The following is a 25,416-nucleotide window of genomic DNA, read 5'->3' as shown; positions in this document are numbered from 1 at the left end:
CGCCAGCGAGGCTACCCGGTCGCTGTTAGCGGCGGTACGCTTGGAGAATGTCGGACTCGCCAGTCCCGGAGTGGGCATCCTTCTTTTCGCCCGAGCGTTTCGCCATTTTCGTCGAGCGGTTGGAGCGAGCCCTGAAAAACGCATCCGTTCGCTACGAACTTGACCTCGAAACCGGGTCTTGGAAGGAACTTGGAGACACCTCCGGAAAGGTTTATGGGATCGTCAATCTGGCCCAGATCTGTAATCAGATGCCGATGGACGACTGGGACTCGGAAATCGAGCCGTTTCTGGACCGAATCCGCGGCGCGCACAGCGAGGCCGAGGTGCCGGCAAGCTTCGAGGAGGTGCGCCCGATTCTGCGGGTTCGCCTCTTCGCGGCGGAGAGCGTCGATCCGTCGATGCTCGTCACCAAGCAAGTCGCGCCCGGGTTTATCACGTGTTTGGCGGTGGATCTTCCCGACAAGATCTTGACGGTGAGCCCGGAGCGCGCGGCCGGCTATGGCGTGCCGCTCGAAGAGCTATTCGATATCGGCTTTACGAACGTGATGCTTACGTCGGGCGTAGAGCGAAGAGAATTCCAGGTGTCGGACGAGGCCGAAATAGTTTCTCTCAGCAGCGACGACTACTTTGTTGCCAGCATCGCCTTGGTATTAACGAAGTTTCTCGGGATCGAGCCGCCGTATGGACGCCTTGTCGCGGTACCGGCGAGGCACCAGAGTCTCTCGGTTTCGCTTACCAAGGCGTCTGCCCTCGGAGCCCTAGGCCCGCTCATTCACGCGACTCGCGGCATGTTCAGGGATGGACCGGGTTCGATTTCCCCTTATGTCTACTGGGTGCTCGGCGACCGTTGGGAACGGCTGGAGGTCGAGATCGGCGAGGAAGGAGTGGGGGTCGAGGGGCCGAACGTTTTTATTGAAGAGGTACTACGTCCCCTGTTGGAGTAGCACGAGTTTCTCGCCGTATTGATAGGGTGAGTAACTCTATCAATACGGGTTCCCCTCTGAGGGGCTCTGGCGTTCAAGCGCCAGCCGGCTCGTTTCGTTGCACGGTTAGATTTCGCGACAATCGGAGGCTGGGCAACTTCGGGGATTCGGACTCTTGATAGAGCAACTTGGCTCCGATCGACGAGATCTTGATCGGACCGTAAGAGCGGGAGTCTATCGATTTTTCAATGCTGTCGCCGACGACATACACGGACCCTTCGGGAACGATCGTCGTTCTCTTTGGGTAGCCATTTTTCGCCGCGAAGCGGTTCCAAACTGGGTAATCGGGAACCATCCAGTCTCCTGCGATCAGGTATTGATCGACTCGGTCGCCAGGCAGTCCCGCGACTCGTTTTACCATCGTTTCTCCCTCGTGATCGAAAACCACGAGGTCGCCGCGCTCCAGCTTCTTGAAGTCGCGCGTCGACCAAACGACCTGGTAAGGCTGCAGAGTGGGCTGCATGGAGCGGCCCATCACCACGACTGGCTGGATGGGTTGACACTTTAAAAGGGCGAGAGCCCCGAGCCCGCAGAGGGCGAGAATACTTCTTTTGCGCATGACGCTTGCTTCTTCCTTTCGACCTGCCAAAACAGGTCAGCGTTATTACCACGTACCCTATCTATCTAGAAGTTTCCAGTGGGCGGAAAAGTTCGTAAATCGTTGGCGGCGGCATGAAGCGTCCCCATCGGATACGCTTCGCGACCGGGGGTACGTTCCGATCTCCCCTCCGCACTTGCTACGAGCCCCCGATCGATGCCCGGCTGGCCGATCTCCTTCGTGGCCCCCTCGACTTTTCCGCGGATGGATGCGATCGGCACCGGTCCGAAAACGCGCGAATCGACCGAGACAGTCCGGTTATCTCCCAGTACGAACACCGTTCCGTGCGGAATGGTCGTGGTTCGGTGCGGGATTCCGGCGCGCCGGAAAAAGCTCTCCGCCTCGGGCACGCTCGGCAAGATCCATTCGCCTTGCTCCCAATACCGGGTGACTCGATCTCCTTCCAGAGCGGCGACTCGCTTGACGATCTCCTCACCGTTTTGGTTGATCACGACCACGTCACCCCGCTCCACCGGTCCAAACCGGGTGTTCACCCACAAGAGCTGGAACGGGCTGAGCGCCGGTCTCATCGAATCGCCGACGACTATCGCCGGCCGAAACGGTTGGTACGAGGCAGTGGCCGCTGCCACGGCCCCGACAAAGAGAGAACTCCACTTCCGCATATGGTCCAGTGGCGTCCGCCGGTCGAGCCGGTAGGAGCGCCGCTAGTTACACGGGGCTAGGGATAGCCGGGGATGCGCGAAGTGGCGCGGAATGCGCCAAAGGTCCGGGTGCTAGCTGCGGATGGATCCCGGATGGATCCGTTCGTACATCTCAACCGCGTCTTTTGCGTCTTTGAGGGTCGAGCCGGTTTCTTCGCGGAGGCGCTTAATCGCCTCGATCTTAGTAAGGTTGTCGCGAAGGAGGATGTTTTCGAGTGGTTGTTCCAAGGCTTGGTGGGCGGGAGTGACGCTTCCCGTCGTGCGTGATAGTCCTCGCTTGGTTCTCCACTTTTGAAACTCTTCCTCGTAGTCTTCGCTGCCCTTGGCAAAGGTTTCGTGGATATGGAACGCGATACCGATCCCCCACCCGATGATGGGCCAAATCGCCCAGGTGATGTGATGGTCGGTGACGAGGTTGAAGAGAACCATGCCCCCGCACGAGACCAGATAGCTGGTGAGGTGGCTGAAGAACGCCTTGCGATGCTGAACGTCGAATTCCGTCCGTTCCGCAATGGCGGTTCGCTCGGCAATTACTTGCTGTTCGGCAAGTTGGACCGCCTCGTGGGACAGGCCGAGCTCGTCTGCCATTTGCAGTAGGCGCGACTTGTCGATGGCCCCCGTCGAATGGTTCGCCGCTAGCCGGAGGATCTGCTCGGCTTCGGAGTCGGTGTAGCTACCCTCGCCCCTCACATTCTTATTGTACGTGAGCGAGAAATCCTCGTTGCCCATTTACCCGCGGAGCATTTTTCCGAGCGCGGTCACCGCTTCGTCTACCTTGCTCGACCACTGGCTGGCGGTGAGGCGCACACATGAGCCATACCCGTCTTGGGCGCTAAAGAGCCGGCCCGGGGCGAGGAGGATTCCCCTCGAGAGCGCTTCCCCATACAGACGAGTGGCATCCGCACCCGACGGAAGCTCGACCCACAGCACGAAACTCCCCTGCGGCTGAGTCATTCGGGTGCCGGCGGGGAAGACGCGGGCGATCGCATCGCCCATGCGGTGTACGCTTGCCGCGTACGCCTTTCGGGCTCTTCGCAGGTACTGGTCATACCCTCCGTTCGATAAGAATTCCGCGATCACGAGTTGGGGCAAGGAAGGAGCGCTCACGTTTAACCCGTACTTCAGCCGCCGCAGGTCGGCGTGCCTTCTTCCGGCGATGCACCATCCGATCCGGTATCCGGGCGCCAATGTCTTCGAAAATGAAGAGCAGAGGAGCACGTCCTCACCCCCCTCGAACGATCGAAGGACGCGGGGACGCTCGACCTCGTATCCCAGGTCCCCGTAGATGTCGTCCTCGATGAGGGTCATGCCGTATCGGCGGGAGAGGTCGACCAGGCGCTGCTTATCTGCGTCCGACATTAGAAACCCAAGGGGGTTCTGGAAGTTTGGGCTGACGACACAGCCGAGAATGGGATCGCCCGCGGCGATCCCGTTTAATGCCGCTTCTTCCAATGCTTCGATGCAGATGCCATCCCGAGTGCTGGTCGCGATTTCGAGGCTGCGCAGGCCCGACTGATAAATCGCCTGCAGAATCCCCGCGTGGCAAGGTGACTCCACGGCCACCACGCCGCCTCGAGGGACCGCGCTCTGAAGCGCAAGCGAAAGCGCTTCTTGGCAACCGCTGGTAATTACCATTTCGTCCGGAGACACCGCCGCTCCTGCGACGAACGTTCGCTGTGCGATCTGCTCGCGTAAGGCTCGGTGTCCGGAGACCGGGCCGTAACCGTAGCTCGCCTCCGGGTGCTCCCGAGCGACCCGAGACGTTAGCCGGGCCAGCCGTTCGTGCGGCAGAAGGTCTGGGTCGGGCAGCGCGAACCCGAGCTGGACGACGTCCTCGCGCCCCATTGCGCGCAGCATTGCTTCTTGCAGCTCGCTTCGGTCGAAATCGACCGTCATGGCCAGTGGCGCCGAGCGGGAGGGCTCCGCGGCTCGGGGGGAGAAGGTAGCCCGCACGTAGTAGCCCGACTGCGGCCGAGGGCGAATCAGGCCCTGGTCTTCCAGAAGGCGATAGGCGTCCAGCACGGTGCTGACACTGACCCCGCTGGAGCGGCTGAGCTCACGCACACTCGGCAGCCGATCGCCGGGGCGGAAGGTGCGTGTTTCGATCTGGCCGCGAACCGTCGCCGCCAACCGCTCGTAAAGCCGTAGAGAGTCCACCACCATCGCCATGGCCGCATTGTACGACTGGTTGGAGGTCAGAAACCAGTACAGTCCGAGGCTTTACAAGACTGTACAGGCCGTAGCATCGGCTCCCAACCGATAAGCCTCCCGGTTTCGTAACCCGGCTGAAAGCCGATGCTGCGTCGCTACGACATCAAGCGGGTCGGGTTCTGGAGGTAATCCTTCATCAGGTTGATGAACTTCGCTCCAACCGCGCCGTCCACCACGCGGTGGTCGAACGAACCGGTGATGTTCATTCGGCTTCGGATCTCGATCTCGTCGTTTTCACCCACGACCACCTTCTTTCGAACCGAGGCGATCGCGACGATAGCGGCGTTCGGCTGGTTGATGATGGCGATGAAGTTATCGACGTCGAGCATTCCCATGTTGGAGATCGCGAAGGTCGAGCCTTGCAATTCGTCCATGCCCAGCTTGTTGTCGCGAGCCTTCTTGGCAAGCTCCTTGGCGCGAGCACTGATCTGACGAAGCGAGAGCGCGTCCACATTCTTGATGACCGGGACGGTAAGCCCGTCCTCTAGGGCCACGGCGATTCCGACGTGGACGCCGCCCTTTTGAAGCAGCTTATCGCCCTGAAAGACGGAGTTCACGATCGGCATGTCGCGCAAGGCAAGGGCCGAAGCTTTTACCACGAAGTCGTTGATCGAGATCTTGCCGCTGCCGTCTCGCTCGAACATTTCGCGCAGCTCCATGATTCGCTCCACATCCACCTCGACGGTGACGTAAAAGTGAGGAACCTGGGTCTTGCTTTCCAAGGTGCGCTTCGCAGTGATCTGTCGAAGCCGGGGCAACGGTACGACGACGTCCTCCTCGCTCGCGGCCACCGGCTGAGGGGCGGCAGCGGCAGCAGGGGCCGCGGGCGTTGCTCCCCGCACGTCTTTCTCAACGATTCGTCCGCCGGGTCCCGAGCCCTGAATCTGGCCAAGATCGAGCCCCTTCTCCTGGGCGATCTTGCGGGCCAACGGCGAAGCTTTCACTCGGCCCGCATCGGCGGCCGGCGCCGGAGCGGGGGCGGCCTGGTTGACCGCTGGCGCGGCTTCGGCAGCGGGCACGGCGCCGTTAGGGACCGGAACTTCGGCGGCTGCGGACGCGGCGGGCATCGCATCTTTTCCACCCCAACCAGCGGGTAGCGATTCGCCTTCCTTGAGAATGGCCGCGATCGGCACACCGACGGGAACCGTCTCGCCACCTTTCAGCAGGAATCCGGCGAGGCTTCCGGTGCCTGGCGCCTCAAGTTCGAGAGTCGCCTTATCCGTTTGGATCGTCCCGATGACCTCTCCGGTCTTGACCTTGTCGCCCTCCTTCTTGAGCCACTCGAGGAGGGTTCCCTCCTCCATCCCGTCTCCCATTTTGGGCATGATCACTTCGGTCATTCGATCGGTCCTTCCTTATCTGCCGCGAGCCGATTGTGGTTCGTCGGAAGCGCCAAGAGCTTACCCGTGAGGCGGAACAGCGCAGGCATGGTAGCCCGCCTTCTTGGCTTGGTCCAGGCTAGCGAACTCGTCCCAGTGGCTCTGCGGGCCTTCCTCGTCATTTGCCGGCAGATCGCTCAGCTTCTTCGTCTCCGCGGGATAGAAGCATCCGGTTCGCGGATCGCCGACGTACTGGTGGAATTCCGGAACAACCGGCCTAGGACGGCATCCGAAGTAGACCAAGAAAATAACGCCCGCAAAGAGGGCGAGCCGCCAAAAGATGACAAACCCTAATTTGAACGGCGAAAGTTTGGCCATGCGCAACTCATGATCGCGCGACGAGGTCCGAGAAAGCAACGGATAGGGGGTCCGATCCGGCACGAACTTTCGCGATTAAACGGGAAGCCGTCCAATATGAACTCCTTGGTCGGTCGCATCCAGTATCCAGTATCGGGATTGGAGCCCCGCCTCGCGAAAAGCGGTATTCATCGCGCGGCCGATCCGGTCGTAGCCTTGGCGGGCAAATGCGATGAGGCCAGGACCGGCCCCGCTGAGCGGGACGGAGATAGCCCCGGCCTCGATGGCGCGCTCGCGAGCAGTGCTCGCTCCCGGGATCGCCGGTAGGCGGTACGGCTCGTGAATCCGGTCATTCATGGCGCGGGCGAGCATCTCGTCGTCGCCGGTGCGGAGCGCCTCTGCCACCAGCAACGCCCGACCGATGTTGAAAATCGCATCCGCTTTCTGATAGGAGCCCGGTAGTGCCGCGCGTGCCTCCGAGGTGAGGTAGGCGAACTCCGGCACGCAAACCACCGCCTTGATCGGCACGTGCGGGATCCTCTGCGTGAGGACGCCGGAGGAATCGGGCATAACGATGACGAAGCCTCCGAGCAACGCGGGGGCTACGTTGTCTCCGTGCCCCTCCACCTCGACCGCGCGCTCGAGGATCGCCGCCCGGTCGATTTCCGCCGGGTCGGTACCCGCCAAGTGCCGCGCCCATGCGCTGGCAAAAAGCAGTCCCGCGAGGGTCGCCGTCGAACTGGAACCGAGGCCGCTAGCGGCGGGAATGGTGTTATGGCAAACGATGCGGGCGCCGGCCGGGCGCTCCGCTCCAAGGAGATCGATCTCCTGCAGCATCGTGGTGACGATCAGATTGGTCGCGTCGGACGGAAGCTGGCCTTCTCCCTCTCCGTGCGATTCGACCACAAAGCCGGATGCTCGGGGATAGAACTCGAACGAATTCCAGAGGTCGAGGGCAAGCCCCATGCAGTCGAAGCCAGGACCAAGATTGGCCGTCGTTGCCGGAACCCGGATACGTATCATTTCCGCTCCAGCCGCTGACGAAGCGCGTCGGTGGTGGACGCGATCGGAGGCTCTGATCGATGCCACCTGATCGTCGTGTCCGGATCTTTCATTCCGTGTCCGGTAAGCACGGCGGCGATCTGAAGCCCGTTGGGATCGAGCGTTCCTTCCCGAACGGCTCTCCGCAGTCCCGCGAGCCCGGCCGCCGACGAGGGTTCGCAATAGACCCCCTCCAAGGTAGCCACCAGGCGTTGCGCCTCCAAGATCTCCTCGTCGCTCACGGCGAGGATCATGCCGTGAGAGGCCCGGAGAACCTCTTCCGCCTGCTTCCACCTGGCTGGGTTGCCGATCCGGATCGCGGTCGCGATCGTGTCGGGATTCTCAATTGGATGGCCCATGACGATCGGAGCCGAGCCGGCCGCCTGCGCTCCCAAGACGCGCGGCATCTTAGGGCCGCCGTTCTGGCAAAAACCGATCCAATAGGCGGTGATGTTGCCGGCGTTGCCGACCGGCAGGCATAGCCAGTCGGGGACGCCGCCAAGATGGTCGGTAATCTCCCAGGCGGCGGTTTTCTGTCCCTCCAAACGAGCCGGATTTACGGAGTTGACCAGGGCGATCGGCATTGTTTCCGCGATCTCCCGTACCATCCGCAACGCGTCGTCGAACGATCCTTCGATCGCGATCACATCCGCGCCGTAGGCGATCGCGCCCGCGAGCTTGCCCAAAGCTACCTTTCCTTCCGGGATCAGAACGGCGCACTTGAGGCCCGCCCTTGCCGCGTAGGCGGCGGCGCTGGCGGCGGTATTTCCGGTGGATGCGCAGATAACCGCGCGGGCTCCCTCGGAGACGGCCTGGGTGATCGCCGTCGTCATCCCCCGGTCTTTAAACGACCCGCTCGGATTGAGCCCTTCGTACTTCAGGTGCAACTCGGCCCCGGGTGCGATTTCAGCGGCAAGCCTTGGGGCGGGAATCAAGGGGGTATTCCCCTCGTAAAGCGTCACCGGCGGCACGGCGTGGGAGATATCGAGTCGGTCGCCGTAACGTTCGATCAAGCCGCGCCATGCCATCCGCGAATTATGTCGCCCAAGATTTCGGGCCTTACGCTTCTCTTGCCGGTCTTGTTGAGCTAGCTATGTAAAGTCGAATAGGTTGAGGAATAGATTCGTTCTGCCCGAACATCTTCAAGCACGGCAGACCGATTGGCATTCGATTCGGGCGTCCCCTTAACGCATCCGAAGCCTCAACTCTCAGCTTCATCGCCGACACTCGTAAGGGCTTCCAAAAATCCGGCCGCTTCGCGCCGTCGTTATCAGGTTTTTGGAGCCGTCCCGAGAGCCCGCGCCACCGGCTGCTGGGAATAGTAAGCGAGACCTCCCAGAGATCTTTTCCTGCATTAATTACCTGGAATGTAAAAGCGGCTTGGCTTGCCCTAAACCACTGGTATACACTTATGACCAATGGCGCGTACCAGTGGTCAGGGTAAGGTTGGTTGGAGAGATATTTTTGACCGACTTGAGGAGGGAATCAATTCCGGCGCATATGCTCCCGGAAGCAAATTGCCCACCGAAGCACAACTGATCGCCGAATTTGGCGCTTCCAAAATGACCGTTCACCGAGCTCTCCAAGAGCTCTCGTCGTCCGGCCTGATTACCCGGGTCGAGAGGGTCGGAACGTTTGTCGCTAAGCTCGAGGCACCTACGCCCGAGCGGGGCAAGATCGGCTTGTTTTTGCCTACGAACGAAGGATTCCTCGAAATCAAGTTGCTCGCGGGGATTCGTGAGGCGGCAGGCGACGATCGGCAGCTCGTTCTTTATGCCACCGACAACGATCCGGTGCTGGAAGCGGAAATGCTGACGAAAGCGGTGGGAGAGGTGGACGGAATTCTGATCCTTCCAACGGGCCATCCGCGAGTTTCGCGACGGTTGGAGGAGATCAACGAATCCGTGTGCCCGGTGGTGTGTCTCGACCGCGAGCCCACGAGCGCGAAGCTTCCTTCCGTCGCCACCGGCAACTACGAAGCCGCAAAAGCAGGCATGGAGTATCTGACGGGAGCGGGCCATCGGCGCATCGCTTACTTCGGCCTTTTTGCCATGGAGATGTCGTCGCTTAGCGACCGTTACCGGGCCTACCACGACGTGATGACCGGAATCGGGGTTGAAGACCCAACTAGCCTCTCCCGCTTTATCGAGGCGAGGGACAGCGCCGACTTCTTCGTTGAGCTTCGGCTATTCGAGGATGCGCTATTCCGCCTAACATCGGGGCCTGAGCCGATCACGGCGGCGTTTTGCGTCAACGAGCATTACCTCGGGGTTCTTCTCGAGGTTTGCCATCTTCTTCCTCCCGACGTTCGAGAGCGATTCGAAATCGTATCTTTTTGCGATTGGCCGAGTCTTTCCTTTCCCAGCGTTCGGACCCACCTCATTCGGCAAGACGCCAGGGCGGTCGGCCGGCTCGCGGCGGCCAAGCTGTGTCGCGCGATGGCCGGAGAGAAGCTTCCGCTCACCCGAGACGAAATTCCTGCCAGCTTTGAGCCGGTTCCGTTCGATCCAAACCCTTTCGAGCCGAGCCGGCGCGCGTTCCTCTTTGATCCTGGCGCCGGAGGCGTTGAACTCTAATGTCGACGCCAAGGCTTCCCGTTCACCGTCCGATGCGATCGAAGCCGCTCGCATCTCATCGAACCGCAGGACTCGGCATCGCCGAGTAGTTTTATTTGCAAAAAGACCAACGGAGGTTCTTTATATGTCCCTTTCCAAGCATTCCCGAGCATTTACACTGATCGAACTCCTCGTAGTGATCGCCATCATTGCGATCCTCGCCGCCATCCTTTTCCCCGTCTTCGCCCAGGCGAAGGTCGCGGCGAAGAAGACGGCCGACCTCTCCAATACCAAGCAGATCGCCACCGCTACGATGATCTACGGGACCGACAACGATGACCTCTTCCCGCTACAGGCGGGCCGCGATTGCGGAGGTCTGTGGAACTTCAACTCCCGAGTGTACGTTCCTGCCGACTGGAATAAGTCTGCGGTAGCGACCGACAACGGTGGCTGTCAGAAGCGGGTCCACTCCGGCTATCAAACGCCTCCCACCGAGGTGCTGGCTTACGTCAAGAGCGACCAGATGTGGCAGATGCCCGGTACATCGGTCGCCTCGCCTCCCACCGGTGGCGATTGGGACTATAGCGCGGGGAACCAGCTCAAGGCGCCGATTAAGATCACCTACAGCATGAACGGTCTCATGACCGGCTACAGCACGACCGCCGTCGTCTCCCCGGCGACCACCCCGGCATGGTGGCCCGGCTTCGGCAAGACCGCCTACAACGGCTACACCTACACCAACCCGTTCCTCATCTGTCCGGATCCGAACGCGGCCTGCACCTTCAGCGGTAGCGGACCCAACTTCGGCGGAGGGGAAAGCTGTAACAACATGGACAACCACAACTCCCCCGGTTTCGCCAACGGGACCCAGTCTGGCTTTGGAAACATCGACTACGGCACGGTGTGGGCGTTTGGCAAGACCGAAAACTGGGTGTACACCGACGGCCACGCAAAATCGCGGCCCACGGGAACCGGCGGCGCCAAGGACGATCCGTTCGTCACATCTCCGACCTATCGGGCAACCGGCGTTCCGGCTCAGAACCTCGTTTACATTGACTCTCAGTGTCATGTACCGCTGTTCCGCCCGGATTATCAGCCCTGATCCTCAGTTGGCAGTTGGCGGTCGACCGCGGGGTTTCCCTGCGGTCAACCGCTGGCTGGCACCCCTGCACCGCCAACACCCATGAAACTCAAATTAGTTCTCGCCCTCGTATGTTTAAGCGTTGTGCTTGTCGCCTGCGGCAAGGAAAAGCAGGTTAATGATAGCGGAAATGCGCCGGCGCCGCAGTATGTGATGGTTCCTGCCAAGGGATCTGGGAAGTAAGCTGCGTCTCAGGTCACACCATGAAGCGCGCGTTTGTCTACGGTCTACTTTTGACGGGTGGAGTCCTCGCGGTTGCCGCTCCTCTTCGCCTCGTTAGGAATTTCGCCCCGCCTATCCATCCGGGATGGGATTCCAAGCACGCGCGCTACACCCTGTTTAACGGCTGGCGATTAACTCCCGCCGGTCGAACCGTCAACTTGCCCGGCGATATGCCGGCAAACATCCTTTTTGTCGATGGAGGGAGGAAGGCGCTCGTTAATACGTGCGGCTTCCACGACCACTCGTTGAATCTGGTCGATATCGAGCGAGGGGTCGTTACTCAGACCCAAGATTTCGATCGAAGCTGGATGGGTTTAACCAAGGTAGGCGACTCGATCCTCGTTTCGGGTGGCAGCGTGGAAAATGCTTCGAAGCGCGAAGCGATCCACCAAGTTCGACTCGCCGGGTGGCGGTTAGAGCGGATGGACGGCATTTCTCTGCCGAGCCGCATTGCCGGAAAGGACCAATTTGTTTCGGCTCTCCTCGCCGGACCTCACGGTATCTACACCATTAACATCCAAACGGACGAGGTCATGTTGATGACGCCCGCCGGTGTCGCCGGACCGTCGGTCACCGTCGGTTACCGCCCCTACGCGGCCGTGCTTTCGCCCGATGGAAACGATTTGGCGGTGAGCAACTGGGGCGACCGAAGTGTTTGGATCCTGGATGCCCAATCGCTGGCGGTAAAGCAGAAGATCGCCGTACAGTCTCACCCCACTGGCCTTGCCTACGCCGCAGACGGTCGCCTCTTCGTGACGAACGCGGGCTCGAACACCGTCTCCGTGGTCGAAAGCGGCCGGGTCAAGGAGACGGTGCGAACCGGGGTCGATCCGACCAATAAGCTGGGCGCTACTCCCGTTGCGATCGCTCTCGCACCGGACGGCAAGCGCGCTTACGTGGCGAACGCGGGCGACAATTGCGTAGCGGTTCTCGACATCTCCCGCCGAGGCGCCACCCGGCTGACCGGATTCATTCCCACCGAGAGGTATCCCACCGCGGTCGCTGTCACCCCAAATGGAAAGAGGCTCCTGGTGGCAACGGCGAAGGGATTTTACGGTCCCAATGCCGGCCCCGGAGTCGACCTCGAGGGACCTGGTGTCCGAGGCCAGGATTACAAGGATCTTTTTCGTTATATCGGCAACCAGATGGCGGGCCGGCTGGCCATCGTCGATGTTCCGGGCGACAAGAAGTTGGCTGAGTATTCGCGCCAGGTCTTCGAGAATTCCCCCGCCGGAGCCGCCGCGGCCGCCACCGCTCGTGAACGAAAAAAGATTGAACAGGGTGCTTTCTCCAAGATCAAGCACGTCATCTACGTCATCCGCGAGAACCGGACCTACGACCAGGTCTTAGGCGACCTAGCCAAGGGGAATGGCGATCCGCATCTGACGATCTTCGGCGAAAACGTAACTCCGAACGGCCACAAGATCGCCAATACGTTCACTCTCTTCGACAATCTTTACACCAACGGAGACGTGTCGCAGACCGGCCACCAATGGACCGATGCCGCGTACGCCAACGACTACGCGGAGAAGCAGTGGATGCTCAACTACTCCCGGAAGGGAGAGGTTCGAAGCGACACCCGCCTCACCTCATCCCCGGGGGAGTACCTCTGGACCCTCGCTCGAAAGAAGGGGTTGTTTGCGCGAGTGTATGGGGAGTACGTCTCGATGCAGGAGGATCACGGCTCGGCCGAGGATCCGGAGCTGAAGCGAGATCCGGAGAAGTTCGGCTTTAGCGCCACCTTCGAAAAGATCTTCGCCCGCGATGGCCGGGATACCGAAAAGGTCGCAGATTTTCTGAATGAGATGCACGTGGCGGAGAGGACAGGGAAGTGGCCCGCGCTGATGGTGATGGCCCTCCCGGAGGATCACACCCACGGGTTTTCGGCCGGCCAATACAGTCCGTACGCGATGATCGCCAACAACGATTGGGCGATCGGGCAACTGATCGACGCGGTCAGCCATTCGCCGTTCTGGAAAAACACCGCGATCTTCATCATTCAAGACGACGCGCAGGACGGCCCCGATCACGTCGACTCCCACCGAACGGTCGGCTATGTGGTCTCCCCCTATGTTCGCCGTGGCGCGGTCGACCACACGATGTACAGCACCGCGTCCATGCTGCGCACGATGGAGCTGATGTTGGGCCTGCCGCCGATGACGGAGTACGACGCAAAAGCGACGCCGATGCACGCCGCCTTTACTGTGTCCCCGAACTTCTCACCCTTCACCGTCGAGCCGCCGCGTGTGTCGGTCGATGAGCGCAACCCCTCGCGGACCGCTTTGGCAAGGCGATCGAGCAAGCTCGACTTTTCCGACATCGACCGTGCCGACTTCGACCAGCTCAACCGCCTGCTTTGGGACGGGTACCGCCCGGGGCAACCTTATCCTGGGACTCATCACGCCAGGTGAGGCGCGCTTACTGAGCGGCCTTGAATTGGGCGATGTGAGAGGATTTGTCGTCGCCGTAGACGACCCAGACGTCGTGGGTGCCGGTGTCGACGGCGAGGCTTCGGACCCCGTGAGGCATCGGGACGTCGCCGATGACCTTGGGCTCGGCGCCGGTCGTGTCGATGATCGTCATCTTATCCGTGCCCGGTGAATAGACCCGGCCGAAGCGTGCGTCGATGGCGATCTGGTCGGTTCCTGGAGCGATGTCGAGGGTGGCAACGATCTTGCCCGATGCGATCTCGAACACGACCATCTTGCCGTTTTTCCCGGCGGAGTAGGCGCGTCCGGCACGCCGGTCCAGAACCAGGCCGTGCGGGGATTTCATCGGCGCGGTCGGCCAGGTGGCGACGACTTTCTTGGCTTCCGGATCGATGACTTGGACGTGGTCGGTCGATTTGATGTTCTGGTAGATCTTATCGGTCGCGGTGTCGTATTCCAGGAATTCGGGAGCCTCTTCGATCGTCACCGTTCCGAGCGGCTTCAGCGTTTCCGCGTCAAAGACCCAATCCTCGGTACCGTCATCGTGAGAGACGTAGACCTGGCCGCGCTTGGAGTCGACGGCGATCACGTCGGCCGGACCGCCGAGGTCGATCGTCGAGAGCACTTTCAGCGTCTCCCGATCGAGGACGACCAGTTTGTTATTTCCGCCGCCCACGAAGATCTTGTTCGCCTTATTCGAAACCGCGACGCCGTTGATCGGTCCGGTCTCGATCTCGTCGACCTTGCCGGACTGGGTGTCGAGTACGGCGAGCGTGCCGGCGGCGGAGTGGGCGGCGAGGACCCGGTGGAATTTACGATCGTAGGTCACCACGTCGAAGCGGCCCGGCTTTGGCATGTCGTAGGTCTTGCCTGGAGTGAGCGAAGGCGCCGTCTGTGATCCGACGAGGGACAGGGAAAAGAGAAGAGTTGCCAGCATGTTGATTGGTTCCGTGCGCCGCGGACCGAGCCCGGCCAAGTCAAGTTTCGAGCCTGGGTATTGCCTTTCCGTTAAGCTATCGGGAAAGGCGTTCACGAACGGCCATCCTTTGAGGATTTTAAGTCGTCACCAACTGGGGGATGGCCCGCAGTACTGACGCCAGAGATCTCCTTCTTCTGGAGGCGGAACCTTGGAAGGCGGGACGGTCGCTCGGAGGTATTGAATCTGCCCGGCGTGGTAGGCGTCGTGGTGGATCACCGTCCAGATCGCCTGCCAGCTTGGCATCTGCCTCCCCTGGTGGATCGGCACCATTCGCTCGAGGTCCGTTTCCGCCCCCCAGGATTGAAGCCAGTAGGCTTGGCCCTCGTTGAGATACTCCTTGGCCGCTTTCCAGTCGGGCCAGAAGCTTTCGAAGCGCGCCACGCAGTCGCGCCAGCGCACTTCCATGTTCCGATACCCCACGCTTCCGTAGATGAATTTCCCCGCCGCGATGTGGAGCACGACGCTGTAGATCGAGCCTTCGGAGTGCATGTATTCGTCCGGCAGCAGCTTGGCCTGCCCCCAAGCTTGTTCCTCGGAGATCCCTTCGAGGCTGGCTAGCAAATCGACGAAAGCTGCATCGGCTTCGAGACGAAGCAAATCGATATCACGCATTTCCACATTGTGCCCTTTGCTCCATGATCGCGTGCCTTCCGGGAAGGAGCCCTGCCGTTGCGAAGCAACAGAAAAATGGCCAGTTTGATAGTGTGTGTGGAACTAAGTAATCCTACTGTGATGTACAGGTAGTTGAGGATCGTCTACGCCCGTGCGGTAGACGTTCCCAGTAGTCACGATCGTTCAGGGCGCCGCGTCTGCGGAGGCCATTTTTCGGAGGAATTCTTTATGCCAAACCGACGCGGTTTTACGCTCATCGAGCTTCTTGTCGTCATCGCCATCATTGCGATCCTCGCCGCTATTCTCTTCCCGGTTTTTGCCCAGGCCAAAGCCGCCGCGAAGAAAACGACCTCGCTTTCGAACCTAAAGCAGCAGAGTCTTGCCGTCATCATGTACGCGGGGGATGTCGACGACATGGCCCCTCCGGCGACCGCATGGAACCCGGCCGACTCTCCCGGCGACTTCCCGCTGAACTTCGGCAATGGATACGCCGCGCCGTGGAACTGGTTGGTCCTGCCGTATATCAAAGCGGGCGCGATTTTCGTCGATCCCCAGGGACCGTCGACGCCTAATTTTGCGAACAATGTGACGCTAACTCAGATCCTCTATCCATCGTACGGATACAACTATGTTTGGCTCTCTCCTTGGGACGGCGTCAGGCAGACTCCGATCAGCATGACCTCGCTCGATCGCCCGGCGGAGACGGTTATGATTTCCGGAAAATGGACGAACCCCGAGACCGACTTGGGGGACCAGTTCCTCGGATTCCAGTTCGACTACAAGAGCGATGGTCCCCTCCTGAACTTCACTGTCGAAGCGCCCAACTGCTACGACATTCCGCAAGCGTGTGTGAACAACTGGGGGGTGGATAGCTTCCAGTCGATCAAGACGAATATCGCCGGTCGCGACACCGGCGCGAACTCGCTTCGCACCGCTAACCAGGCGGTCGTGGCATGGATCGACGGGCATGTGAAAGCGATGTCGCCCGGCGCGCTTGCAGCGGGAACCACATGGACGCCGACCTCCAAGCCGGAAGACCTGAAGTACACCGCCGACTACCAGCAGAAGTATCTGTGGGGAGCCCATTGATCGGGCGGCTTGTACTTGCCGCAATCGCGGCGGCGGCGCTCGCAGGCTGTTCTGGCGGTAATTCGGCCGATATGCCAAGCAGCGATGTCACCAAGGCTCCCGATGCGGCGCCCGGAGGCAAGAAGGGAGCCGGGATGGCCAACGCGTCCATCAACCCGGCCGCCAACCCCAACGCGATCATCGGTTCGAAGGCAAAGTAGCACGGGCGGCCCGCCCGTGGGTATCAGGGGCAGCCTGCCCCTGATCCTGAGCCAGCGCTGAAGGCGCGAAATCCTCCAGCCCAGGGTGCAGCGAAGCGGAACCCTGGGCTGGAGGCCGACAACGCTCCGAGCCCTGAAAGTGGCGACATCAGCCTGACAATATCTCGAGCCCTCGAACCCGTAGAATGCGGGGGCGAACCGGGAAACTGACTGAACCCCCTCCCGCTAATCTGGCCGGTACTGGGCGCGATGAAGCCGGCTGTATGGCCCGTTTGCGGAAACCAGGTCTTGGTGCCGCCCCTGCTCGGCGATCCCGGTTTCGTCCACCACGATGATCCGATCCGCGTTTTGGATCGTCGCGAGGCGGTGGGCGATGACCAGCGTGGTGCGACCGACCGCCAGTTCCGCGAGCGACGCTTGGATCGCTTGTTCGGTCTCCGTGTCGAGCGCCGAGGTCGCCTCGTCGAGGATCAAGATGGGCGGATTCTTGAGGAACATGCGGGCGATGGCAAGCCGCTGCTTCTGGCCCCCCGAAAGCTTCACTCCCCGCTCGCCGACGACGGTGTCCAACCCGTTGGGAAGGCGCGAGATCATCTCTTCGAGTCGCGCGAGCCGAGCCGATTCCCAAATTTCGTCCTCGGTCGCCTCGAGGCGACCGTAGGCGATGTTGTCGCGGATGGTGCCGCCGAATAGGAAGACGTCTTGCTGGACAATGCCGATATTTCTTCTCAACGATGCCAGCGTCATCGCGCGAATGTCGATTCCGTCGATCGTGATCCGTCCTTCCTGCATCTCATAGAAGCGGGGAAGCAGAGAACAGATCGTCGTCTTTCCCGCGCCGCTGGGGCCGACGAACGCCACGGTTTCGCCGGGTTTGATGGAGAGATCGATCCCGTCCAAGACCCGCTTGTGCGACTCGTAGCCGAACCCGACCCGCTCGTACTGGATCAGGCCCCGTAAGTGGCCGGCATCGATCGCGTTGGGTGCGTCCGCGATGTCCGGAACCGTATCGAGCAACTCGGTATAGCGCTTAAAGCCCGCGATCCCTTTTGGATAAGTTTCGAGGACGGCATTGATCTTTTCGACGGGCCGGAAGAACACGGACACGAGCATGAGGAAGCCGACGAAGCCACCCTGGGACAATTCGCCGTGCAGGACGAAATAAGAGCCCGCGACCATGACGAAGAGCTGCACGACCCGCATCGTCATGTAACTGAGCGTAAAGCTCTTCGACATCAGCCGGTAAGCGTCGAGCTTGGTGCCTCGATACAAGTGGTTGTCACGCGCGAAGAGCGCCTTCTCGTGCTCTTCGTTGGCGAACGACTGCACGACGCGGATTCCTCCGACGTTCTCCTCGATGCGAGCGTTGAACTCTCCGACCCGCCCGAAAAGCTCCCGCATATTTCGTGTCATCGCGCTGCCGTACCGGGCCGAGATCCAGGTCATCGGCGGGACGACGAGACCGGTGATGAGCGCAAGCTTCCAGTTCAGCGAAACCATAAGGCCGAACGCGCCCAAGAACGTCATGACGGCGATGAGCAGATCCTCGGGCCCGTGGTGGGCAACCTCGCCGACCTCTTCCAGGTCCTTGGTAACCCGGGCGACTAGGTGGCCGGTCTTGGTGTTGTCGTAGAACCGGAACGAGAGCTTTTGCAGATGGTCGAAGATCTTCCTTCGCATCTCGGTCTCGATCCCGATTCCGAGGACGTGACCCCAATAGTTCACCACGTACTGGAGCCCGGTGTTCAGGAGGTAGATCCCGAGGAGGCCCAGGGTAGCGGCCAGGATCAGCCCCCAGTCCCGGCTCGGTAGAAGGTGGTCTACGAACGATTTGGTCGCAAGCGGGAAGGCAAGCTCGAGCAGCCCCGACACCACCGCGCAGGAGAAATCGAGCACGAACAAGCGCCGATGTGGGGCGTAGTAAGCGAAGAACCGCTTAAGCAGGCTGACGGGTGAATTCATGTGGGGGCTTTGTATTTTGGTTCATTTAGGGCCGGACCTGGATGCCGTATAGTTAAAGTTCAGACTTCTCGCGGGCCGGATGCCCGTGCCACTCCGTTCGATGAAACCCTCCCTGCCATTCTTGGTTCTGTCTTTGGCCGCCTTGGGTTACGCCTCGGTCGGGGGCCAGTCACCCAAGGCGGCGGGGGACAAGGTCAACTTCGGGCGGGATGTCAAGCCGATCCTGAGCGAGCATTGCTTTAAGTGCCACGGGCCGGATGTAGCGACGGCGGCGGCGGGGCTGCGCTTCGACTCGTTCGAGGGAGCCACCAAGGTTCTGCGCCAAGGCGCGGCGATCGTGCCCGGCGACCCGGGGCGGTCGCGGATGATCAAGCGGGTTTCGAACCCCGACCCGGAAATGCGGATGCCGCCCTCCGATTCGGGCATGAAGCCGCTGACGCCTCAACAGATCGAGATCCTTCGCACCTGGATTTCCCAGGGAGCCCGATACGAAAAGCATTGGTCGTTCGTGCCCCCCAAGATGCCGGCGATCCCGGCGGTGAGCAATCCGAAGTGGTGCCGGAACTTGGTCGACCAATTTGTATTGGCAAAGCTCGACCAAGCGGGGATGAAGCCGGAGCCGGAAGCTGATAAGGATACGCTGGCGATGCGGGCGGCGCAGACGCTGACCGGCTTGCCGCCAACTCCAAGGGAAATGGAGGCGTTTCGCCGGGATACAAAGCCGGGGGCGTATGAGCGGCTGGTCGACCGGTTGCTCGCTAAGCCGGAATATGGCGAGCATCAGGCGCGCTACTGGCTGGACGCCGTCCGGTACGGCGACACGCACGGACTCCAGCTCGATAACGAGCGGTCGGTTTTCCCGTACCGCGACTGGGTGGTTCGGGCCTTCAACCGCGACCTTCCGTTCGACAAGTTCACCGAGTGGCAGTTGGCCGGCGACCTGCTGCCCAAGCCGACGACGGAGCAGCTCGTTGCCACCGGTTACGTGCGGATGAACCTAACCTCGAACGAAGGGGGCGCGATCGCGGAAGAGTTTCTCGCTCGAAACACGTTCGATCGGGTCGACACGACCTCGACCGTATTCCTCGGCATGACCATCGGCTGCGCCAAGTGCCACGACCACAAGTACGACCCGATCCGCCAGGCGGATTATTACGGGCTGTACGCCTTTTTCAACAGCACCCAAGACGATCCGCTGGATGGCAATATCTCCTTGCCGCCGCCGGTAACTCGCGCATCGACACCGGTTCAGGAAGCCGAGCTCGATTCGATGTCGACCAAGCTCCGGCAGCTCGAGCGCGACGTGGACCTATCGAGCGCCGCGAGCTGGATCGAGGGGCATCGCCAACCGATTCCGGCGACGCGCGACTGGCAAATCAGTCCGGTTTACGCCTCGGCGAATTTCGACGAAGCGTTCGACAAGGCGAATCCAGGCGAACCCGGCCAGCCCATGCCGGTTTGGAAGCCACTCAACTTCGTTCCGGGAAAGGACTCGCCGAACCTGATTGGGAAGGATAATGCGTCCGTCTACGTCCGAGGGATCGTCGTCCTGCCCCAGTCGCGAAAGGTGACGCTGAGGGTGTCCAGCGACGATGGCATTCGAATGTGGCTTAACGGAAAACTGATCCATTCGCACAAGATCGGGCGGGGACTCGATGCGGCCGCCGATGTGGTCACCGCGGATTTCCGAGCCGGGGATAACGAGTTGATCGCCAAGGTGGTCAACGGCATCTCGGTCGACGGTTTGAACATCCGCCTTGCCGACGCCGCTCAAGAGCGGTTGGAAGCCGCCTTGCTGGCCTGGCGAAAGGGACCTGGCGTCAAAACCGAGTCGGAGCTCCGCGCCGCCTTCCTCGAGGCCGGGCCGGATTCGCCGTCCGCGATCGCCTACCGAAAGCTTCGTAAACAGAGGTCAGACCTCGAGGCGTCCATTCCGATGACGTTGATCGCCCGCGAGATGCCGAAGCCGCGGCCCACATTTATTCTCAAGCGCGGTCAATACGACCAGAAGGGAGATCCCGTCGAGCGACACCTTCCTCCCGCGCTTGGGCAATTGCCGAAAGGGGGACGAAACGACCGGCTCGGCCTGGCTCGCTGGTTGACCTCCCCATCCAACCCGCTCGTCGCACGCGTTTTCGTAAACCGGGTTTGGCAGCAGCATTTTGGAACCGCCATCGTGAAGACGGTCGAGGATTTCGGGAGCCAGGGTGAGTGGCCGCTGAACCAGCCGCTGCTCGACGCCTTGGCGGTCAAGTTTGTGAAGGAAGGCTGGAGCGTCAAGAAGCTGAACCGCTTGATCGTGACTTCGGCGGCGTTCCGCCAAAGCTCAAAGATCACAGCGGCGAAGCTTGGCAAGGATCCCGAGAACCGACTGATCTCGCGAGGACCTCGATTTAGGCTCGACGCGGAAGTCATCCGAGACAAGGCCCTGGTCGCGGGCGGACTGCTTCAAGAGCCCGCCGGCGGACGCGGATTTAAGCCGTATCAGCCGGACGGCCTGTGGGAAGCTGCATCCGACCCGGCCAGCGAAACCCACGTCTACGTACGCGACAAGGGAAGTTCGATCTACCGGCGCAGCATGTACCTGTACTGGAAGCGTACGAGTCCGCCGCCGGTCATGGTGACGCTGGACGCGCCGCTCCGCGATTCGTGCACCGTGCGCCGGAGTACCACGAACACGCCGCTGCAAGCGCTTGCTACGTTGAACGAAACGGCTTTCTTGGAGGCGAGCCGCACGATGGCGGCTCGCGTCCTTCGAATGGCTGGGAACGATCGGCGGCGGCTCAAAGCCGCATTCGATCTGACGTTGGGTCGGAGTCCAGACAAATTGGAGGAAGGTCTATTGGAGCGAGCCCTGAACCGTTATCGGCGTCTGTATAGTCGGGACGCCGCCGCGGCGAAGAAGCTCTTAACGGTTGGCGACGCGCCAAACCCCGCCTTGCCGCCCGCCGAACAGGCGGCCTGGATGCTTGTGTGTTCGAGCTTGATGAATACGAATGAGTTCTTGACGCTACATTGAGGATGAGAAATAACCGCTCAGACTGAGGCAACGTCAACGATTGTCAACGTATGTCCAAACGCCTAACGACTAACGCCTAACGCCCCAATACCTTCCCCCATGGACCCCCTCCGCGAAGCCGAATTGATGATGACCCGCCGACAGTTGTTTGGCCGGGCGACGCTTGGGGTCGGTACGGCCGCGCTTAGCCGGTTGCTGACGGTTGGAGGTTTGGGCAGCCTCGCCAGCCTTGCCATGGGCGAGCAGGGGCATCACGGCCTCCCGGGAATGCCGAGCTTCGCCCCCAAGGCGAAGCGGGTGATCTACCTGTTCATGAGCGGGGGACCCAGCCAGCTCGACTTATGGGATTACAAGCCTAAGCTGAACGACTTATACAATACCGATCTCCCTGACCACATCCGTCGTGGCCAGAGGATCACCACGATGACGAGTGGGCAGACGCGGTTTCCGATTGCTCCATCCGCTTACAAGTTCAAGAAGTACGACAACCAAGCCGACGGCGTGTGGGTAAGCGAGCTCCTGCCGCACACCGCGAGTGTGGTGAACGAGCTTTGCGTCGTTCGGTCGATGTGGACCGAGGCGATCAACCATGATCCGGCGACGACGTTCCTTCAAACCGGCAGTCCCCTTCCCGGTAGACCCAGCATGGGTTCGTGGGTGAGTTACGGCCTCGGAAGCATGAACGAGAACCTCCCGACCTACGTGGTGCTCCACAGCAAGGTCTCAAGCAACAAGCCGAACCAGGCGGTTTATCCGCGCCTGTGGGGAAGCGGGTTCTTGCCCGGCGAGTACCAGGGGGTCAGCCTTCGCTCGTCCGGGGATCCGGTCTTGTATCTGAAAGACCCGGACGGCATGGACCGCTCAACCCGTCGAGCGATGCTCGACGATGTGGCGGCGCTGAACCACCACGAGCTCGGGGCGTTCGGCGACCCCGAAATCGCCGCCCGCATTTCCCAGTACGAGCTGGCTTACCGGCTCCAAGCAAGTGTTCCGGACCTCATGGATCTGAGTAAGGAAACCGCGGAAACCTTTGACCTTTATGGCAAAGAAGCCCACGAGCCCGGGACGTTCGCCGCGAACTGCCTGCTGGCGCGTCGAATGGTGCAAAGAGGCGTACGCTTCATCCAGGTCTTCCACCGGGGCTGGGATCTGCACAGCAACCTCACCGGCGATTTGCCGTCCCAGACTAAGGACGTCGATCAGGCTTGCGCGGCGCTGATTAAAGATCTCAAGCGCACCGGATTGCTAGACGAGACCCTGGTTGTTTGGGGCGGAGAGTTCGGTCGAACCGTCTACTCCCAAGGCCCGCTTTCGCACGAGAATTACGGCCGCGACCACCATCCGCGAGCCTTTACGGTTTGGATGGCCGGTGGCGGTGTAAAGCCGGGAATGGTATACGGCCAGACCGATGATTTCGGATACAACATCGTGGATAAAGACGGAGCCATCCTCGATCCCTCCGTCGACCAGTTCACCCCGGGCGCCGTCCACGTCCACGATCTGCAAGCCACGATCCTAAACCAGCTAGGTATCGACCACACCAAGCTGACCTACCGCTACCAAGGCCGCGACTTCCGCCTAACCGACGTCCACGGAAACGTGGTTCACGACCTCATAAAGTAGCATCGGCTCCAAGCCGATGATCAGGCTTCCCCGCGAAATCCTTGCGGGAGTTAATCCTGGATCACGTTCCTGACCTTATCCCCCAAGGCGGAATCGAGCGCAAACCGATGTTCCTTTGCCGACTTCGCTCGAAATTTGGAGGCCGCCGCCATGCGATTCGGTCAGGCTTTTCACGATCGCGAGTCCTAATCCGACGCCGCCGTGCAACCGCGAGCGGGACTCGTCGGGTCGGAAAAACCGCTCTGCTAGCCGGTCGATATGTTCCGGGGCGATCCCTTCACCGTCGTCGTCGACCTTGACGATAAGGTAGCCCGCGGACGCTTCCGCGGCGATCGTCACCCCCGTCCGCGCGTACGCGGCCGCGTTCGAAGTTAAGTTCACGAGAACGCGCTCGACAGCGTCCAGATCGGCACAGACGGTCAGATTCGAAGGGACTAAGATCTGGAAGCCAATCTCCTCCGATGTGGCCAAATTCTCCACGACGGAGCGGACGAGGTGATCTACATTCACCTCAGTCGGCTTGAGTACCGCCTTTGCCCCGTCCTGTCGGGCGAGCAATAGCAAGTCGCTGATGAGCTTCGACATCCGATCCGCCGAGAGATCGATCATTCGTACCGGGGGAAGATTCTCCTGAGGCAGGTCCGCCATGTGCAAGAGGTAGGAGGCGTTGGTTTTGATCGACGCAAGCGGGGTCCTCAGCTCGTGACCGGCATCGCCGGTGAACCTCTCCAGCTGGGCCAACGCTCTGGATTGGCTGGCAAAGGCCGCCGAGGTCCGGTCGAATGCAAGGTTGATCGTCGAGGCAAGTTCGGCGAACTCATCTGCCCCTTCCACTGGCAACCGAGAGCTCGAAAGATCTTCTTCCAGCCGCTTTGCGGATTCGGTCATCCTTCGAAGCGGCCTCATGGCGCTTCCCACGAGTAAGGCGCCCCCGATGGCAGCCAAGAGGATGGCAACGGGAATCGAGGTTGCCAGTGCCCGGTCCAAGTCAGCGAGTTGGTGGCGGACCGGCGTTAACGGCCGAACCGCCTGAACGTAAGCGACGACCTCCGATCCTTGGCGTACCGGAGCGGTCAACGACCGCATCGGCGCGCCTGCTTTTTGATACTCGTTGAAGACCACGCTTCCGGCCTTGGCACGCTGGTAACCGATCGGGTCCTCGATCGGGTGGATTTGCTCTGCCTCCCCGCGATCGAAAACAGGAATCAATCTAGGCGGAGACCAATTGGCTTCTAGGCGAACCTCGCTCTTGTTGGAGCGGAGGACCTCCATCACCGTCTGACCGAACGGGACATCGTGGTGCGCCGAGAAGGCTCCGGCGGCTTGTGGTATCCCAAATCCTCTTGGTCCCTCATCGAGGAACGGGATACCCGGCGCCGGAATACCGGCTTTGCCTTGCACTTGGGTCTCGGGGGGAGGCGGCAAGTCGAACTTGCCATCCGTGGGGGTGGTTCTGACGGCGCCCGCATCCGAGCGGAGCTGCCGGTCGATCTCACCGATTAGGTTTCGTTCGACCCGAAAGCGTACGAAAGCGCCCATGAGGACGAGGATGCCGGCGACCACCAGGATCGTAAATCCGGTGAGACGGGCGCGGACGGTTTTCATTTCGCGTTCCCTTCCTGGTCATCGGTGATCATGTAGCCGGAGCCGTAAATGGTTTGGATGAGCCCGTTGCAGCCAGCCGAATCGAGCTTGCGCCGCAACGATCGGACGGCGACGTCCAATTTATTCGAGCCCGGTTCCCGGTCTTGCCAAACCAGGTCGAGCAGCGTCTCCCGAAACACAACCCGGCCAACTTGGCTGGCAAGAGTCTCGAGGATGCCGTATTCCACCCGCGTGAGCAGGATTGGCGTATCGCTTACGGTGGCGGTTCGTTGGCGAGTGTCGATCTTGAGGTCTCCGACTTGGAGCCGCCGTGTCTTGAGCACGCGGTCTCTGCGGATTAACGCGCGAACCCGCGCCAAGAATTCCCGGACGTCGAACGGTTTCGGAAGGTAGTCGTCGGCGCCGATCTCCAACCCCCGGATGCGATCGTCAACCGAATCGCGCGCGGTGATCATGAGAATCGGCGTGGTGCCGCGGCTCTGACGAAACGCCGAGCAGACCTTGAGGCCGTTAAGGTTTGGCAGCATTAGGTCGAGGATGATCAAGCTGTACTCGTTCGCCAACGCCTCTTCGAGCCCGGTCTGCCCGTCGCGGGCGATATCGACCGCGACTCCGGACGACTTCAACACCTGCTTAAGTGTCGCCGCCAACTCAAGATCGTCTTCAACGAGAAGGATGCGCATGGGCGTTTGGCGTTGGGCGTTGGGCGTTGCGGTGTTGCGATGTTGCGGTGTTGCGGTGTTGCGGTGTTGCGGTGTTGCGGTGTTGCGGTGTTGCGGTGTTGCGGTGTTGCGGTGTTGCGGTGTTGC

21 protein-coding genes are annotated in these 25,416 nt (G+C 60.9%); 8 read left to right on the top strand and 13 right to left on the bottom strand.

What is annotated here, in order from left to right; translation table 11 throughout:
* Nucleotides 1-47: 47 nt before the first annotated feature.
* Nucleotides 48-944: a hypothetical protein gene (locus tag OP10G_RS02280; protein WP_025227505.1), complete on the top strand. Its 897-nt coding sequence runs from the start codon at nt 48-50 to the stop codon at nt 942-944.
* A gap of 73 nt (nt 945-1,017) precedes the next feature.
* Here OP10G_RS02280 and lepB (OP10G_RS02275) read toward each other — a convergent pair whose 3' ends face one another.
* The 8 genes from lepB (OP10G_RS02275) to thrC form a co-directional block, all read right to left on the bottom strand.
* Nucleotides 1,018-1,542, bottom strand: a complete 525-nt coding sequence (lepB, locus tag OP10G_RS02275) for a signal peptidase I (protein ID WP_025227506.1) — start codon at nt 1,540-1,542, stop codon at nt 1,018-1,020.
* Nucleotides 1,543-1,607: 65 nt separating this feature from the next.
* Complete coding sequence (lepB, locus tag OP10G_RS02270; RefSeq protein ID WP_038472376.1) at nt 1,608-2,204, bottom strand: signal peptidase I; 597 nt, start codon at nt 2,202-2,204, stop codon at nt 1,608-1,610.
* Nucleotides 2,205-2,315: 111 nt separating this feature from the next.
* Nucleotides 2,316-2,933, bottom strand: coding sequence for a 2TM domain-containing protein (locus OP10G_RS02265; RefSeq protein WP_158409118.1), 618 nt, complete (start codon nt 2,931-2,933; stop codon nt 2,316-2,318).
* 39 nt (nt 2,934-2,972) lie between these two features.
* Nucleotides 2,973-4,412: an aminotransferase-like domain-containing protein gene (locus tag OP10G_RS02260; RefSeq protein ID WP_025227509.1), complete on the bottom strand. Its 1,440-nt coding sequence runs from the start codon at nt 4,410-4,412 to the stop codon at nt 2,973-2,975.
* Between the two features lie 137 nt (nt 4,413-4,549).
* Nucleotides 4,550-5,794, bottom strand: coding sequence for a dihydrolipoamide acetyltransferase family protein (locus OP10G_RS02255; protein ID WP_025227510.1), 1,245 nt, complete (start codon nt 5,792-5,794; stop codon nt 4,550-4,552).
* A 60-nt stretch (nt 5,795-5,854) separates the two neighbouring features.
* Nucleotides 5,855-6,151, bottom strand: coding sequence for a hypothetical protein (locus tag OP10G_RS02250; RefSeq protein ID WP_144240954.1), 297 nt, complete (start codon nt 6,149-6,151; stop codon nt 5,855-5,857).
* A gap of 75 nt (nt 6,152-6,226) precedes the next feature.
* Nucleotides 6,227-7,153: a homoserine kinase gene (thrB, locus tag OP10G_RS02245; RefSeq protein ID WP_025227512.1), complete on the bottom strand. Its 927-nt coding sequence runs from the start codon at nt 7,151-7,153 to the stop codon at nt 6,227-6,229.
* Nucleotides 7,150-8,199 (bottom strand): threonine synthase, encoded by a 1,050-nt coding sequence (gene thrC / locus OP10G_RS02240; RefSeq protein ID WP_025227513.1) that lies wholly within the window; start codon nt 8,197-8,199, stop codon nt 7,150-7,152. Before thrC ends, thrB begins: the two co-directional genes overlap by 4 nt.
* Nucleotides 8,200-8,589: 390 nt before the next feature.
* Here thrC and OP10G_RS02235 point away from each other — a divergent pair, with 390 nt between their 5' ends.
* From OP10G_RS02235 to OP10G_RS02225, 3 genes are all read left to right on the top strand, one after another.
* The gene (locus tag OP10G_RS02235; protein WP_025227514.1) at nt 8,590-9,747 is read left to right on the top strand and encodes a GntR family transcriptional regulator; all 1,158 of its coding nucleotides are present in this window, start codon (nt 8,590-8,592) and stop codon (nt 9,745-9,747) included.
* Nucleotides 9,748-9,871: 124 nt separating this feature from the next.
* Nucleotides 9,872-10,828 (top strand): prepilin-type N-terminal cleavage/methylation domain-containing protein, encoded by a 957-nt coding sequence (locus OP10G_RS23825; RefSeq protein ID WP_025227515.1) that lies wholly within the window; start codon nt 9,872-9,874, stop codon nt 10,826-10,828.
* 242 nt (nt 10,829-11,070) lie between these two features.
* Nucleotides 11,071-13,500, top strand: a complete 2,430-nt coding sequence (locus OP10G_RS02225) for a bifunctional YncE family protein/alkaline phosphatase family protein (RefSeq protein ID WP_025227516.1) — start codon at nt 11,071-11,073, stop codon at nt 13,498-13,500.
* 7 nt (nt 13,501-13,507) lie between these two features.
* On the opposite strand, the gene OP10G_RS02220 is transcribed toward OP10G_RS02225, so the two are convergent.
* Both OP10G_RS02220 and OP10G_RS02215 read right to left on the bottom strand, forming a co-directional pair.
* Nucleotides 13,508-14,455: a YncE family protein gene (locus tag OP10G_RS02220; protein ID WP_144240953.1), complete on the bottom strand. Its 948-nt coding sequence runs from the start codon at nt 14,453-14,455 to the stop codon at nt 13,508-13,510.
* A gap of 126 nt (nt 14,456-14,581) precedes the next feature.
* Entirely contained in the window at nt 14,582-15,109 is a 528-nt protein-coding gene (locus OP10G_RS02215) for a DinB family protein (protein WP_025227518.1), read from the bottom strand.
* 228 nt (nt 15,110-15,337) lie between these two features.
* Between OP10G_RS02215 and OP10G_RS27260 the strand changes: the two genes are divergently transcribed.
* On the top strand, nt 15,338-16,198 hold the full coding sequence (locus OP10G_RS27260) for a prepilin-type N-terminal cleavage/methylation domain-containing protein (protein WP_025227519.1): 861 nt from the start codon (nt 15,338-15,340) through the stop codon (nt 16,196-16,198).
* Between the two features lie 71 nt (nt 16,199-16,269).
* Nucleotides 16,270-16,398, top strand: coding sequence for a hypothetical protein (locus tag OP10G_RS27580; protein ID WP_265101647.1), 129 nt, complete (start codon nt 16,270-16,272; stop codon nt 16,396-16,398).
* A gap of 225 nt (nt 16,399-16,623) precedes the next feature.
* On the opposite strand, the gene OP10G_RS02200 is transcribed toward OP10G_RS27580, so the two are convergent.
* Nucleotides 16,624-18,342, bottom strand: coding sequence for an ABC transporter ATP-binding protein (locus OP10G_RS02200; RefSeq protein WP_025227521.1), 1,719 nt, complete (start codon nt 18,340-18,342; stop codon nt 16,624-16,626).
* 118 nt (nt 18,343-18,460) lie between these two features.
* Between OP10G_RS02200 and OP10G_RS23820 the strand changes: the two genes are divergently transcribed.
* Entirely contained in the window at nt 18,461-21,379 is a 2,919-nt protein-coding gene (locus OP10G_RS23820; protein WP_052547471.1) for a DUF1553 domain-containing protein, read from the top strand.
* Nucleotides 21,380-21,478: 99 nt separating this feature from the next.
* A complete protein-coding gene (locus OP10G_RS02190; protein WP_025227523.1) occupies nt 21,479-23,002 on the top strand; it encodes a DUF1501 domain-containing protein in 1,524 nt (507 codons plus the stop codon).
* A gap of 75 nt (nt 23,003-23,077) precedes the next feature.
* Here the strand turns inward: OP10G_RS02190 and OP10G_RS23815 are convergent, their stop codons facing one another.
* Entirely contained in the window at nt 23,078-24,607 is a 1,530-nt protein-coding gene (locus tag OP10G_RS23815) for a sensor histidine kinase (protein WP_025227524.1), read from the bottom strand.
* Nucleotides 24,604-25,290, bottom strand: coding sequence for a response regulator transcription factor (locus tag OP10G_RS02180; RefSeq protein WP_025227525.1), 687 nt, complete (start codon nt 25,288-25,290; stop codon nt 24,604-24,606). The genes OP10G_RS23815 and OP10G_RS02180 overlap by 4 nt, the downstream gene beginning before the upstream one ends.
* Nucleotides 25,291-25,416 lie beyond the last annotated feature (126 nt).

It is taken from the genome of Fimbriimonas ginsengisoli Gsoil 348 (assembly GCF_000724625.1).
GTDB classification, from domain to species: domain Bacteria; phylum Armatimonadota; class Fimbriimonadia; order Fimbriimonadales; family Fimbriimonadaceae; genus Fimbriimonas; species Fimbriimonas ginsengisoli.
This window is presented reverse-complemented; position numbering and strand designations above follow the sequence as displayed.

Coding starts and splice junctions, on each gene's coding strand:
- OP10G_RS02180 (WP_025227525.1), bottom strand. CDS start 25,290: ATGCGCATCCTTCTCGTTGAAGACGATCTTGAGTTGGCGGCGACACTT.
- thrC (WP_025227513.1), bottom strand. CDS start 8,199: ATGGCATGGCGCGGCTTGATCGAACGTTACGGCGACCGACTCGATATC.
- OP10G_RS27580 (WP_265101647.1), top strand. CDS start 16,270: ATGCCAAGCAGCGATGTCACCAAGGCTCCCGATGCGGCGCCCGGAGGC.
- OP10G_RS27260 (WP_025227519.1), top strand. CDS start 15,338: ATGCCAAACCGACGCGGTTTTACGCTCATCGAGCTTCTTGTCGTCATC.
- OP10G_RS23825 (WP_025227515.1), top strand. CDS start 9,872: ATGTCCCTTTCCAAGCATTCCCGAGCATTTACACTGATCGAACTCCTC.
- OP10G_RS02255 (WP_025227510.1), bottom strand. CDS start 5,794: ATGACCGAAGTGATCATGCCCAAAATGGGAGACGGGATGGAGGAGGGA.
- OP10G_RS02225 (WP_025227516.1), top strand. CDS start 11,071: ATGAAGCGCGCGTTTGTCTACGGTCTACTTTTGACGGGTGGAGTCCTC.
- OP10G_RS02235 (WP_025227514.1), top strand. CDS start 8,590: ATGGCGCGTACCAGTGGTCAGGGTAAGGTTGGTTGGAGAGATATTTTT.
- OP10G_RS02260 (WP_025227509.1), bottom strand. CDS start 4,412: ATGGCGATGGTGGTGGACTCTCTACGGCTTTACGAGCGGTTGGCGGCG.
- OP10G_RS02250 (WP_144240954.1), bottom strand. CDS start 6,151: ATGGCCAAACTTTCGCCGTTCAAATTAGGGTTTGTCATCTTTTGGCGG.
- OP10G_RS02220 (WP_144240953.1), bottom strand. CDS start 14,455: ATGCTGGCAACTCTTCTCTTTTCCCTGTCCCTCGTCGGATCACAGACG.
- OP10G_RS02215 (WP_025227518.1), bottom strand. CDS start 15,109: ATGCGTGATATCGATTTGCTTCGTCTCGAAGCCGATGCAGCTTTCGTC.
- OP10G_RS23815 (WP_025227524.1), bottom strand. CDS start 24,607: ATGAAAACCGTCCGCGCCCGTCTCACCGGATTTACGATCCTGGTGGTC.
- lepB (WP_025227506.1), bottom strand. CDS start 1,542: ATGCGCAAAAGAAGTATTCTCGCCCTCTGCGGGCTCGGGGCTCTCGCC.
- thrB (WP_025227512.1), bottom strand. CDS start 7,153: ATGATACGTATCCGGGTTCCGGCAACGACGGCCAATCTTGGTCCTGGC.
- OP10G_RS02190 (WP_025227523.1), top strand. CDS start 21,479: ATGGACCCCCTCCGCGAAGCCGAATTGATGATGACCCGCCGACAGTTG.
- OP10G_RS23820 (WP_052547471.1), top strand. CDS start 18,461: ATGAAACCCTCCCTGCCATTCTTGGTTCTGTCTTTGGCCGCCTTGGGT.
- lepB (WP_038472376.1), bottom strand. CDS start 2,204: ATGCGGAAGTGGAGTTCTCTCTTTGTCGGGGCCGTGGCAGCGGCCACT.
- OP10G_RS02280 (WP_025227505.1), top strand. CDS start 48: ATGTCGGACTCGCCAGTCCCGGAGTGGGCATCCTTCTTTTCGCCCGAG.